Here is a 12,884-nt window from a genome sequence, read left to right on the forward strand (position 1 = left end):
TTCGTTGTCCTGCTGTTTTTTTATCGGAGTTCAACACCTCCGCTCATTAGCTGGACACCTCCTCAAAAAGCCAATCTCGAAAGGCTTTTAATCTCGGTAGGTTCACACTCTCTGGACGATAAACTACGTAGTAAGCTAATGGAGAAGTAAACTGGACATCTGGAAATAAACGAACCACCCTACCAGCGGCCAGATCATCCTTAACCATAACGCTGCGCGCAAGTGCAATCCCTTGTCGATCAATTGCCGCTTGAAGCACTGCCGCAGAATTGTTGATTTTCATTCCACGCTTTGTCGAAACATTCCTCACTCCAGCTGCTTGCAACCAAGTATCCCATGTAGCAAAGCCCGCATGGCCATCCATAGAAAGGTCATGAATCAGAGTTTCATCGCCAAGCTCGGCAGGAGTTTGTAAACGAGCGTCCCTCAGCAGAGGTGAGCAAACCGGATAGATTTCCTCGTCCATAAGCTTTTCTGCGACCAAACCAGGCCAATGACCGGAACCATATCGCACCCCGATGTCGATTCTCTGGGTCAGAAAGTCTACAGCTTTGAGTTGAGTATCAAGCCGGAGGTCGGTGCTTGGCCAAGCCGCGTGGAAACGTTCGATTCGAGGCAACAACCATTTGGCGGCAAAAGCGGGACTTACGGTGACCGTCAATACCCCGCTGGGTGAGTTCTCCCTCATCCGCTCTATCCCCAGCGTAAGGCGCTCGAAACCAGCCCGAATATCGGGAAGCGCGCGCTCAGCAGCCTCCGTAGCGACCAACCGTGCCTTTCCACTGGAACCTCGATGAAACAGGGGTGTGCCTAACCACTGCTCAAGAGTGCGGACTAGCTGCCCCACGGCTGCTGGGGTGACGTTTAACTCTTCAGCAGCCGCAGTAAAGCTTTGGTGCCGGGCACTGGCTTCAAAGGCCCTCAGAGCATTGAGATGAATGGGCCCTGCCATAGCGGTAAACCTTTTCTTTATCGTACCAACACTTTATCTCATTTGTTCAGCTATCAATAGACTCCAATAATCCACTCGTACCTCAACAGCAGATCGTGGGTTGGACGGTTAGGAGTCATGTTTTAAAGGCTGAAAACTGGTTGTCGGTTTCCTACATAGCCTCACTCAATCTATGGAGTGTTCAAATGAGCAATCAATTCACAGGTAAGAAATTGTTAGTCGTCGGCGGCACCAGCGGCATGGGTCTGGAAACCGCACGACTCGTATTAAAACAAGGCGGTACCGTCGTTATCGTCGGTAGCCGAACAGAGAAAACCGAGCACGCTCGCCAAGAATTGGCAGGAATTGGGACAGTCAACGCGCTCACCGCAGATCTGACTAATCCGGTAGACCTAGCGGCGCTGCTGAAGGAAATTGATCAACACCACGCGGATATTGATTTCCTGGTTAACGCGGCAGGCGTATTTTTTCCGAAGCCTTTTCTTGAGCATCTTGACGCTGACTACGATCAGTACATGCAGCTGAACAAGGCGTCTTTCTTCATCACGCAGAAAGTTACTGCCAACCTGGTTGCCAAGGGAAATCCCGGTGCCATCGTTAACATCGGATCCATGTGGGGCAAACAAGCAATTGCTGCGACCCCATCTTCCGCTTATTCGATGGCAAAAGCGGGCTTACATTCACTGACACAGCATCTGGCTATGGAGCTTGCCTCCAAGCATATCCGCGTCAACGCGGTATCGCCTGCGGTAGTGCAAACACCAATCTACGAAGGGTTCATTCCTAAAGCAGAGGTTCACGCCGCACTTCAAGGCTTCAACAGTTTCCACCCAATCGGGCGAGTAGGTACTCCTGAAGACGTGGCCGAAGTAGTTGTCTTCCTGCTCTCCGATAAAGCCGACTGGGTCACCGGCGCTATCTGGGACGTAGATGGCGGCGTCATGGCCGGTCGCAACTAACCTGAGCTCGTGCAAGCCTATTGAAAGCAGGCTTGCACGGTGGGTATCACCTGAACTCTGGGGACACCACAATGATGCAAGACTGGAATGCTTATCGTGAGGCCCTGCTCGAACGCGTTGGCGAATACACCAAACAAAGCCCCGACGTGGTTCGCGGTTTGACAACGATGGATGGTGCTGCTGCCAAGAGTGGCCATCTGGATGCCAAAATACATGAGTTGATTGCATTGGCTGTAGCCGTCACTACGCGGTGTGATGGCTGCATCAGTATCCACACCAAAAAGGCTGTGGAGCATGGTGCAAAACGAGGTGAAATTGCTGAAGCACTAGGCGTAGCAATTGCGCTCAATGCTGGCGCCGCACTGGTGTATTCGGCGAGAGTTATGGAAGCACATGCTCAACTGCCCGCTGTTTAAAAAGTGGAACTCGACGGCGGCGTAGCCGCCGTCCAATCTTGATAAAAGATGACCAGTCGTGCCTTTCAGTGCAGACATCATCCGGCACGCTCTGTTCGCCGCTTATGACTAAGCCCGGCGGGAATAATCCTGCGAATGCAAAAATGCATGAGTCAATAGTCATCACTCAAACAGCGCCACCTCAGAAGTAACCCGACACCATCCCAGTCAAACCAGATTACGCCCCAATACGTCCGTACATCTCTCCAAGTTCTAACAGCATCTATTGCCTAGGCCGGCTCCACAGACTTTAGGATTGCGTCACGACAAGCCTCGAGGATTTCATCAGCTAACGCCGAGTCATCAGGGCACGCACGCGACATGATGACCGCGCCTAAGGAATGAGCCATCACGGCAAGAAGCTTGGCACGTGTATCAGTTGAGTCGGAGCAGCCCAGATCGCCCCCGCTCTCCCGCAGGACATTTAGCTGAGTCTCGATACCCGCAGCAAAAGTGGCTCTAATTTCCTCCTCCTTGCGAGCAGCATCGCCGCACAGCGCTGCCAACGTACATCCGGTAGCCCTGTCGTCGCGGTGTTCGCGTGATAGATAAACTTTTACAAACTCCGTCACTGACGCACCGACAGTGAGCGCTGCTGATTGCGCTATACCGCAAGCTGAAGACTCCGCCATCAAATCGGCTTTCGAGTTGAAATGCTTATAAAAACCGCCTTGGGTAAACCCGGCAGCAGCCATCAGCTCAACAATGCCTATGCCGTCATACCCACGCTCTCGAAAGAGAGTCGAGGCCGTCTCAACGATGTGCGCCCGATTCGCCTGCGCCTGCTTTTTAGTGACTTTCATCGGTAATCCAAACGTAGTCCTGACATGACAATAATCATACATTGATGTTGATCGACATCAAAGCATTGACATTTTAGAGCTTGACCATAATCATTGTAGCCATCACCCACACTAGAAGCTGAAAAAATGTCCGAGAAAACGCTTTTTGATTCCTATGTCCTGGGTAACCTTACGCTGGCGAATCGCGTCGTGATGGCACCGCTGACCCGCAACCGTGCAGGCAAAGGCTTGGTTCCCACCGAGCTAACTGCGACCTACTACGCACAAAGAGCCTCAGCAGGCCTGATCATTACGGAGGCAACCCAAATCTCCGCACAAGCTCAGGGTTACCAAGACACTCCAGGGCTATATACACCGGAACAGATCGACGGATGGCGCAAGGTAACGGACGCAGTGCATGCAGAAGGGGGTCGCATCTTCGTGCAGCTCTGGCATGTAGGGCGCGTCTCGCACGTCGACCTGCAACCAGGCGGAGCAGCACCAGTCGCACCATCCGCGATCCGGGCGCAGACCAAAACCTTCGTCAACAATGGCTTCGCAGACGTCTCCGAGCCACGCGCTCTAGAATTGAATGAGTTGCCAGGCATCGTAAACGACTTTCGTCAGGCGGCAGCGAACGCTATTGCCGCTGGCTTCGATGGTGTCGAGATCCACGGAGCGAACGGCTACTTGCTCGATCAGTTCATCAAAGACAGCGCCAACCAGCGCACAGATGCGTACGGTGGATCAATAGAAAACCGCGCGCGCCTTTTAATTGAAGTTGTCACTGCTGTGACGAATGAAATCGGTGCAGAACGCACCGGTGTGCGGATCTCCCCAGTATCACCAGCCAACGGCGTCTCCAGCAGCGACCCGCAATCTCAGTACAACTATATCGCTGAGCAACTGAGTGCTTTGGGTATTGCTTTCCTGCATGTTGTCGAAGGTGCGACGGGCGGCCCACGCCATATCGAACTATTTGACTACGACTCTTTACGCCATCGCTTCAAACAAACCTACCTGGCCAACAATGCATACGACCTTGAGCTGGCTACAGCCCATCTGAACGATGACAAAGCAGACCTCTTCGCCTTCGGTCGTCCGTTTATTAGTAACCCTGACCTGGTTGAGCGATTGAAGACTGGCGCACCTCTGGCTCCGATTAATCCGGCAACGCTCTACGGCGGCGGCGCAGAAGGCTACACCGACTATCCGACCTTCTCCGGCTGAAACTCTGCCTCAACTTTCTCTCGCCAAAACTTTGATCAGGAAATGCAGATGAATACGCTTCCAACTGTTCTCATCACCGGAGCCTCAACAGGTATCGGCGCCACGTATGCCAAACGATTTGCTCGTCGCGGCCATGACCTCGTACTTGTCGCACGCGATAAAGCTCGACTTGAAGCCTTAGCTGATCAATTGCGTGCAGAAAACGGCGTCACCGTTGAAGTGCATCAGGCCGACTTGACTAACGCCACCGATCTGAGCGCAATCGAAACTCGCCTGCGCGAGGACGAGCGCATCGGCGTCTTGATCAACAATGCAGGCATGGCTCAGTCGGGTGGGTTTGCTCAGCAGAGTGCCGAAGGCATCGAGAGACTCATCTCGCTTAACGTTATTGCTCTTACCCGCTTGGCCGCAGCAGCGGCTCCCCGTTTTGCACAGACCGGTGGAGGCGCAATCGTCAACCTCGGTTCAGTAGTCGGTTTTGCGCCCGAGTTCGGCATGTCTATTTATGGCGCAACGAAAGCATTTGTGCTGTTTCTGTCTCAAGGTCTCAATCTGGAATTGTCCTCTAAGGGCGTATATGTCCAGGCAGTATTGCCGGCAGCAACACGCACAGAAATCTGGGAGCGCGCAGGAATAGACCTCAACACAATCTCCGAAGTGATGGATGTCGAAGAGTTGGTCGATGCTGCATTGGTCGGTTTTGATCGCCGAGAGCTGGTGACCATCCCGCCTCTGCACGCGGAAAGCCGATGGAATGCCCTGGATCAGGCACGGCAGGGCCTAATGTCCGATATCCGACAAGCCCATGCCGCCGAGCGCTACCAAACAAAAGGCTGACCATTGCTTACATAGTTATTGCGCAAATGCCCCTTGAGACTTCGTCAGAGGGGCGACGCGGCTAACACGTATTAGCAGTGATGGAGTAAATGCCCATAGCCCCACGCACCGTTAATACTCGCAAGTTAAATGCTGCGTCATCCCCCCTCTGCCTACCTGAACCCACGGTATAGACGATGAGTAATCCAAGCCCCCAGCCATACCCGACGCAGTCGTTTCAAAACGCGCCTAATAAAGCAAAAAAGGTCGGAGGGATCGCTTTCGCTTACCGAGAGTTGGGTATAGACAGCGGTACTCCAGTTTTCCTGCTAAACCACTGGGGGGCCGTGCTGGATAATTTTGATCCACGTATTGTTGATGGACTCGCACGTAACCATCGGGTGATCGCAATCGACTATCAAGGAATCGGTCTTTCTGGCGGTACGGCACCGGTAACGGTGGCTGTGATGGCTGAAGACACAATCGCACTAATCCGCGCAATGGGCTTCGAAAAAGTAGACCTACTTGGATTCTCCCTAGGTGGTTTTGTTGCACAAGATTTAGCGCTCAAAGCACCGAGTCTAGTGCGCAGGCTTATCTTGGCTGGTACTGGCCCTGCCGGAGGAAAAGGTATTGACAGCATTTGGTCTTTAACCTGGCCATTGATGATAAAGGGCCTATTAACGCTGCGCGATCCCAAAACCTATCTGTTTTTCACCTCAACAGATAAAGGGCGTGAGGCCGCAAGAGCTTTCCTAAAGAGGTTGAAGGAACGCACTGCTGATCGCGACAAGGGGCCAACGCCCCGCGCGTTTTTAAATCAGCTTAAAGCTATTAAATCTTGGGGCAGACAAGCAGAACAGAATCTAATTCGATTGCAGATGCCGGTACTGATAGCAAATGGTGACAATGACATCATGGTACCAACTTCACTGAGTTTTGACATGGCCCAGCGCATACCTCAGGCGGAGTTTATTATTTATCCAGACGCAGGTCACGGTGGAGTTTTCCAATACCACACTGAATTTCTACAGAAAGTTTTGAAATTCCTGGAGTAGCAATCGGTTAACTAATCGCCACCGCCAAACCCCATACAAACCATTCACAGTTAAAGCACTTTTGGATTAGATCACCATGAAAGCACTCACATTCAAACGCTATAGCAAGTCGCCCGAAGTCGGCTTTACGCAAGTGTCTCGTCCAACAATAAAGCCTGATGAACTGCTAGTTGAAATTCATGCAGCAGGATTGAACCCGATTGACAACATGATCCCTACGGGAATGTTCAAACCGGTTTTGAAATTTGAGCTTCCCGCTGTCATAGGTAGTGATCTGGCAGGAATAGTTATTGAAGTAGGAAGTGCTGTAACCCGATTCAAAGTTGGCGATGCCATTTTTGCCAGTCTCTTCGATCTCGGCAAGGGATCAATTGCAGAGTTTGCTGCAGTTCCGGAGAGGGTTGCCGCACCGAAACCTGATAATCTGGATTTCGTACAAGCAGCCTCCATTCCAATGGTTGGGCTGACTTCATGGCAGGCGTTGAAAGAGCGCGCAAGCTTGAAGAACGGCCAGAAGATATTTATCCCTGCAGGATCTGGTGGAATTGGTACTTTCGCGATTCAGCTTGCAAAGCATCTTGGCGCTAAAGTAGCTACGACTACCAGCACAGGAAATGTCGATATGGTTCGCAAGTTGGGCGCGGACGAAGTGGTCGATTATAAAAAGCAGGAGTTTGAACAGGTGTTAAGTTCATACGATCTGGTACTTGGCACAACCAGAGGTGATGCGATTGAAAAGTCAGTAGGAATCCTCAAGTCCGGCGGCAAGATTGTTTCCCTCATCGGGCCATTAGACAAAGCTTTCGCAAAAGCTCGCCGCATGAACTTTTTCCTCACATTCGTTTTCGGCATGATGAGTCGAAAGATCATTCACCTAGCGAAGAAAAACAATGTGACTTACTCGTTTTTATTTGTTCGACCGGATGGAGCTCAACTTAATGAAATTGGTAAGCTCCTCAAAACCGAAAACATCAAACCGGTAATTGATAAAGTTTTTCCTTTCGAGCATGCCAAGCAAGCACTTGAATACTTGGCACAAGGTCGAGCAAAAGGTAAAGTCGTCGTAAAAATCAAGTAAACCGATAAGGAACGAGAGGCTTTTCTTATCAAGAAAAGCCTCTCGTTCCCCACCTACAAATCCACGCGCACTGAAAAAACTCGTAAAGTCCCTTATGCAGTTCTTCAAGTGCATGAAGAAGATAGGGGACACTAGCGAACAGTTTAGAATTTATAAGTTAGCTGTGCAGCAACAATATGCGCACTATTGTTATACTCAGCTTTATAACTAGGCTGCGCACCATTTGTATTCGCTTGATTAACCGTTGTTGAAGACTCGCGCAAGTAACCATACGCAATATCGACTGTCCAATCACGGCTAGGCGAAAAAGCAGCGCCGATAGCTATCGCATTTCTATTGCCTACTGGGAGTCGAACATTTCGATGAGAGTTTCTCGCCGGAGACGGGTCATAAGCATACCCTGTGCGAAGCAACCACTTTGACGACAGCTGATAGGACAACCCGACTGCCCCGGCTAATGTGTTATGCAGTTTGAAATCATCTCCGGTGTTATCAAATCCCAACTGCTGTCCAAGTACTGGCAACCCGCGGTTTAATGCTTCGACTCTTTGAATCCTACTCCATCGAGTCCAGGTCGCACCTATATATCCAGTCCAACGATCATCAAAGTGGTGGGTAAATGATGTATCTATCGACTCAGGCATCGTTTCGTCAAGTTTATTATTATAATTCCCGTCCAAACCGAAAGCAGCAGGAGATTCGCTGATTCGGGTTTTTCCCTTTACGTGAAAGTCAATTTTAGAGTGATACGTTATCCCCCAAGTAGTGCTTTCAGTCAAATCAATCAACAACCCCAGATTGTAACCAATCGCCGTATCATTGCCTTTCACTTTGATCTTTGTATCTTTACCGTTATTTAGAGCGCCGGTATCGACAAATGATTCTAATTGATTTTCAATACGATTAACTGTAAGACCACCTCCTAACGACAGCCGATCATTCACTCTAAATGCAATTGCAGGATTTAAAGTCTTCACCTGAACTTTACTATAAGAACCATGATATCTTCCTTGAAAAGAACTCTCATAGTTATTCACAAGGCCATAGGTTCCGTATAGCCCCAGACCGAAAGTAAATCGTTCATCAACAGGAACTGAGAAATAGCCAAAAGGAATAGCAGTCAAGGGCACAGAGTCCCCTTTATTCGTTCCAGACGCGCTGCTACTAGCATTAGTTATATCAACTGCTACATCCACCAAAGCAAATCCGTTGCTCACTTGAGAATTTTTTAACTTACTCAAGCCGGCAGGATTTCCATAAACGGTGCTGGAATCAAGTGCGGATGAAGAACGTCCAGCGTAAGCAGTCCCTGCATTACTGGCGCTCTGCTCATTCAAGGCAAGTCCATTTGCCATCGAGATGGTGGAGTAGCCGAGTATCGCCAGTGACGCAAGTCCCTTTCTCAAACCACCCGAGCAAAAGGAAAGAACATTGCCTGGCTGGAGATGCGCCTTCAACCAAGTCACTGCGACGCTAAAAAATGACACTTCTATAGAACTATAAATAATCATAGATTTTGCCTCTTTTTTGTTTTTTTAATACGGCGCGTACGTCACCACCTAGCAGTCATGCCGCCCTGTCGCTAGATATATAATCTTTTGTTCCTCACCTATCAGCAGGCGCGCAACACAGCCGTCACACCTAAAAAATTGGCAGACCCGGCACGGCACGACGTGCGAGATTATTTATCTATTAAGTTGCAAACCAAGACAAACTCATCTACTTAAGCGGAGCTCATTAGGATCCTTACAGGTTCAAATGTAGATTCGGCCTTAGATGGTATATATGACATCGCGTGCTCAGTTAGAGCTGTGATCGTCAAGCTAGGATTGACGCCTAAATTTGCACTCAGCATAGAACCATCACAAATGAACATATTCTGATACCCAAAGACTCTATTTTTATAATCCATAACGCCAAACTCGGCTACCTCAGCCATAGCACACCCCCCCATACAATGAGCGGTGGTCGGGACATTGAACAGAATCTCGCTCAAAAAAGTTGTCGCAATACCACCCAGTGCTTTAGCGCCTTTTTCTGCAAAAGCATTTGCTTCAGGAATAAATGTTGGGATTGGATTGCCTTCAGTTACCAAGCGGGTACCAAAAGGCCAAAACCAGCGCCGCTTAAGACGCATGTTGATGTGTGCATCGACTGTCTGCATTACCAACAGCAATATGTTCTGGCGTGCGAAACCTCTAGGATTGTGGACACGTATTGCTCGCAAGGGATTAGTAATGAGAGTGAGTAGCCAAGCACCAATGCGGCTCCAGCCAGGACGCCCTCCACACATGAGCGTCATCATCAACCCCATTGCATCTGACCCCTCTGGATAGCGCACGACACCGATGTGAGTACGCTCATCCAAATAGATGCTTGCACCACCAGCCAAGCCTGGTGACATACTTTTATCTGAAGAAGGGAAGCGCACACCGATTAGTGATTCCGCGTTAGTGCGTATTCGGTTACCGAGATCCTGGCTAATAAGTGGAAGTGAGCCCTTTTCCCTCAATCGGAACAGTAGCTCCATCGTGCCTAAGGATGAGGCGGCAAATACCACACCGCGAGCGCGGAAAACTCGTTTATTTTTACCTAGCCACGATGTCGAGCATTCCGTGTGGACTTCGTAACCTTCGCTTCCATCTGTCACTCCATTGAGTGGCCGCACATCGACGACCTTGGTTTCCGAAAAAACCTTCGCCCCGTGCTTCTCGGCAAAGTACAGGTAGTTCTTGTCGAGGGTATTCTTGGCGTTGTGTCGGCAACCCATCATGCAACCGCCACACCCAACGCAACTGCCTCGCTCTGGCCCCTCGCCACCAAAATAGGGGTCAGAGTAAGTTTTTCCGGGAACATCTCCTTCAGGAGCAAAAAAAGTCCCGACCTTGGGTGGGTGGAACGTATGAGCTACACCTTGCAGCTCTGCCATTCTCCGCAGCCGCATATCTGCTTCACCCAGAATTTTTCCTTCTGTTACGCCTAGCATCCTTTCAGCTTCAGCATAGTGCTGGGGCATGATGCTTTTCCAATCAGTCAAACCTACCCACGACCCCTCATCCCACACTTTGTCAGATGGTCTAAGTAGCGCATTAGCGTAGGTGATTGACCCACCGCCAACTGCGTTGCCACTTGCGACCACCACATGTCGAAACATGCGCATGCTGTAAAAGCCAAACATCTTGAGGGCCGGCATCCAAATCCACCGACGCGCATCCCAATTGCTTTTTGGGAAGTCATCCGCCGTCCAGCGCCGTCCCATTTCAACCACGCCAACTCGGTAGCCTTTTTCGGTCAGCCTGTGCGCGGAGACGCTGCCGCCGAAGCCTGAGCCTATGACGATAAAGTCAAAGTCGAAAGCCGGTTTCATCCATCACCCCAAATTTTGTATTTGTTTTCTGGGAAAGCATCCCTGTGAAGGGTCTGCCTCGATTTCAATTTCACTATACGTTTCGTATTTCACTTTTGCTATATTTTTTGTATAGTGAAATCCATGGCGCAAGCTGATCTGTTTTTTGGTGGTCGGCGACGAAATGAAAACGACGGAGGCAAAACATGACCGATACGCATCAGACAGCCCCTACCCGCTTCGTCGAGGTGGACGGAGATAGCTTCGCTTATCGCAGGTGGGGAAACAGCGCTAGCGATCAACCTCCTCTGGTGATGATCCAGCACTTTCGAGGCGGTATGGATCACTGGGATCCACTGCTCACGAATGGATTAGCCAACAGTCGAGAGGTCATTCTCTTCAATGGCCGTGGACTGGCTTCCTCGTCCGGAACGCCAAGACGTCGAATAGAGGATATGGCTGACGATGCGGCAGCCTTTGTACGAGCCCTTCGCTTGGAAAAGATCGATGTCTTGGGCTTCTCATTGGGTGGCTTTCAGGCTTTAGATCTAACTTGGCGACATCCAAAAATCATTCGTAAGCTGCTTCTTTTAGGGACGGGCCCACGCGGCGGCGATCCAGATATGGAGCCGAAAGTGCTGACGTCAGCGCCGCGCCCCATTCCGCTCTATGAGGATTTTGAATATCTATTTTTCGGACGCTCCGTAGAGGCGAAGCGAGCTGCGCGTGAGTTCTGGGAGCGCCGCCATGAGCGTCAAGATCAGGATCCAAGTACCTCGATGGAGGTAGCTTCGGCTCAGATCGAGGCAAACATGCATTACCTTGCCAGAGTCTCAGAAGAAGATCCGTTCGCATACTTACGCCAAATTCAGCAACCGACCTTCATACTGAACGGCGTGCATGACGTGATGATCCCCACCATCAACTCGTTCTACATGGCTCGAAACATGCCCAACGCGCAGTTATTCATCTACCCGGACGCTGGACATGGGGCTCAATTCCAGTGCCCAGAACGCTTCCTGTTTCACGCACTACATTTTCTAGGCGAATGATACCGATCTCACCGATCTACCAAGGCGAATTACCATGCTGAAGTTCAAATTTCTATTGTGGATGTTTACCCAATTACTCAAACGACAGGTCAGAAATAACGCTGAGTGCCGCCGTTATATCGTTGGCAAAGAGTTAGTTTTCCAGATCCGTACCATGGCAGGCGTCGGTCGCTACTTCGTTATCAAAAATGGCTCTATCCACTCCTTTTCCGGCCTGGCCGAAAATCCAGGCTTCACAATGACCTTTACGGACGCAAGCAAAGGGTTTCAGATCCTTTCAGCTAAGGACAGCCAAGCAGCGTTTATTAGAGGGATAGGAAGCCAAGACTTGATCATCACTGGAGACTTCCTAGAGGTCATGTGGTTTCAAGGGTTGACGGCATTTCTGCAGCCCGCAAAGACGGTCTCACCTTACGATCGCACTGCGTTTTAACTTAATTCCTGGAAACGTCAAAACTATGTTGAACAAGACCTATGGGCAGCTTTGCCCTATCGCGCGAAGCCTCGACATATTGGGTGAGCGTTGGACACTCTTGGTCGTTCGTGAGCTATTGCTTGGCCCTAAGCGATTTAAGGAGCTACTTGCCGTCCTCCCTGCTATGGGAACGAACCGGATGTCTGCTCGCCTCAAAGTGTTAGTTGAGAATGGGATAGCACAATCGAACCCTAATCCGAACGCCACGTATGAGTTGACCCCCTTTGGAGAACAGTTGCGAGCGCCTTTGTTAGCTTTAGGAATTTGGGGCCTGAGCTTACCTGTCGACGAACGTATTGACCCAGGCTCAGCTCGCGCTGAGCTTATCGCGCTAAGCCTGACGGGAATCGGTTCCTCTGACACCCACGACGATCTCAGAGCAGTATGCGAATTTTACGTAAGCGACGAAGTTTTCCATATCCAACTGAACAACGGTGAAGCAAAAACATATTCCGGCCAAGCTTCACAGGCAGATGTCACCGTTCAATGCGATCTAGACACCTTTATGGCGCTGGCCTTGCAGCAGATCTCACCGCAGGAGGCACTCCAACAAGGGCGCGCATACATAAAGTCAGGACAAGCGAGCATGTTCGAACGACTGTTCCAAGCACTCCAGTACCATCCTGAGAAACTTTCGCGTCCCTCTCTCGATGCCCCCTCATTCCAGCCTCGCGGGTGAAC

13 protein-coding genes are annotated in these 12,884 nt (G+C 50.4%); 9 read left to right on the forward strand and 4 right to left on the reverse strand.

Annotated elements, in window-relative coordinates; genetic code table 11:
* Nucleotides 1–46 precede the first annotated feature (46 nt).
* Nucleotides 47–952 carry a transcriptional regulator GcvA gene (gene gcvA, locus JUI81_RS20290; protein ID WP_204124902.1) on the reverse strand — a complete coding sequence of 302 codons (906 nt, stop codon included), beginning with the start codon at nucleotides 950–952 and terminating at the stop codon, nucleotides 47–49.
* A gap of 185 nt (nucleotides 953–1,137) precedes the next feature.
* Here gcvA and JUI81_RS20295 point away from each other — a divergent pair, with 185 nt between their 5' ends.
* Both JUI81_RS20295 and JUI81_RS20300 read left to right on the forward strand, forming a co-directional pair.
* Nucleotides 1,138–1,911, forward strand: coding sequence for an SDR family NAD(P)-dependent oxidoreductase (locus tag JUI81_RS20295; protein WP_204124903.1), 774 nt, complete (start codon nucleotides 1,138–1,140; stop codon nucleotides 1,909–1,911).
* Between the two features lie 74 nt (nucleotides 1,912–1,985).
* On the forward strand, nucleotides 1,986–2,327 hold the full coding sequence (locus JUI81_RS20300) for a carboxymuconolactone decarboxylase family protein (RefSeq protein WP_204124982.1): 342 nt from the start codon (nucleotides 1,986–1,988) through the stop codon (nucleotides 2,325–2,327).
* A gap of 269 nt (nucleotides 2,328–2,596) precedes the next feature.
* Here JUI81_RS20300 and JUI81_RS20305 read toward each other — a convergent pair whose 3' ends face one another.
* Entirely contained in the window at nucleotides 2,597–3,169 is a 573-nt protein-coding gene (locus JUI81_RS20305) for a TetR/AcrR family transcriptional regulator (protein ID WP_204124904.1), read from the reverse strand.
* Between the two features lie 126 nt (nucleotides 3,170–3,295).
* Between JUI81_RS20305 and JUI81_RS20310 the strand changes: the two genes are divergently transcribed.
* The 4 genes from JUI81_RS20310 to JUI81_RS20325 all read left to right on the forward strand — a co-directional run bounded on the left by JUI81_RS20310 (nucleotide 3,296) and on the right by JUI81_RS20325 (nucleotide 7,330).
* The gene (locus JUI81_RS20310) at nucleotides 3,296–4,378 is read left to right on the forward strand and encodes an alkene reductase (RefSeq protein WP_204124905.1); all 1,083 of its coding nucleotides are present in this window, start codon (nucleotides 3,296–3,298) and stop codon (nucleotides 4,376–4,378) included.
* A 48-nt stretch (nucleotides 4,379–4,426) separates the two neighbouring features.
* Nucleotides 4,427–5,215: an SDR family oxidoreductase gene (locus JUI81_RS20315; RefSeq protein WP_204124906.1), complete on the forward strand. Its 789-nt coding sequence runs from the start codon at nucleotides 4,427–4,429 to the stop codon at nucleotides 5,213–5,215.
* 176 nt (nucleotides 5,216–5,391) lie between these two features.
* On the forward strand, nucleotides 5,392–6,252 hold the full coding sequence (locus JUI81_RS20320; protein WP_204124907.1) for an alpha/beta fold hydrolase: 861 nt from the start codon (nucleotides 5,392–5,394) through the stop codon (nucleotides 6,250–6,252).
* Nucleotides 6,253–6,328: 76 nt separating this feature from the next.
* Nucleotides 6,329–7,330, forward strand: a complete 1,002-nt coding sequence (locus JUI81_RS20325) for an NADP-dependent oxidoreductase (protein WP_204124908.1) — start codon at nucleotides 6,329–6,331, stop codon at nucleotides 7,328–7,330.
* A 143-nt stretch (nucleotides 7,331–7,473) separates the two neighbouring features.
* Here JUI81_RS20325 and JUI81_RS20330 read toward each other — a convergent pair whose 3' ends face one another.
* Complete coding sequence (locus tag JUI81_RS20330; protein ID WP_204124909.1) at nucleotides 7,474–8,841, reverse strand: OmpP1/FadL family transporter; 1,368 nt, start codon at nucleotides 8,839–8,841, stop codon at nucleotides 7,474–7,476.
* A 212-nt stretch (nucleotides 8,842–9,053) separates the two neighbouring features.
* Nucleotides 9,054–10,697, reverse strand: coding sequence for a GMC oxidoreductase (locus tag JUI81_RS20335; protein ID WP_204124910.1), 1,644 nt, complete (start codon nucleotides 10,695–10,697; stop codon nucleotides 9,054–9,056).
* Nucleotides 10,698–10,882: 185 nt separating this feature from the next.
* Between JUI81_RS20335 and JUI81_RS20340 the strand changes: the two genes are divergently transcribed.
* From JUI81_RS20340 to JUI81_RS20350, 3 genes are read left to right on the forward strand one after another with little or no spacing between them, the layout of a single operon-like run.
* Nucleotides 10,883–11,728, forward strand: a complete 846-nt coding sequence (locus tag JUI81_RS20340; protein ID WP_204124911.1) for an alpha/beta fold hydrolase — start codon at nucleotides 10,883–10,885, stop codon at nucleotides 11,726–11,728.
* Between the two features lie 34 nt (nucleotides 11,729–11,762).
* The gene (locus JUI81_RS20345) at nucleotides 11,763–12,161 is read left to right on the forward strand and encodes a helicase (RefSeq protein WP_204124912.1); all 399 of its coding nucleotides are present in this window, start codon (nucleotides 11,763–11,765) and stop codon (nucleotides 12,159–12,161) included.
* A 25-nt stretch (nucleotides 12,162–12,186) separates the two neighbouring features.
* On the forward strand, nucleotides 12,187–12,882 hold the full coding sequence (locus tag JUI81_RS20350) for a winged helix-turn-helix transcriptional regulator (protein WP_204124913.1): 696 nt from the start codon (nucleotides 12,187–12,189) through the stop codon (nucleotides 12,880–12,882).
* The last annotated feature ends 2 nt before the right edge of the window (nucleotides 12,883–12,884 follow it).

Source organism: Pseudomonas sp. 008, from assembly GCF_016861935.1.
Taxonomy (GTDB): domain Bacteria; phylum Pseudomonadota; class Gammaproteobacteria; order Pseudomonadales; family Pseudomonadaceae; genus Aquipseudomonas.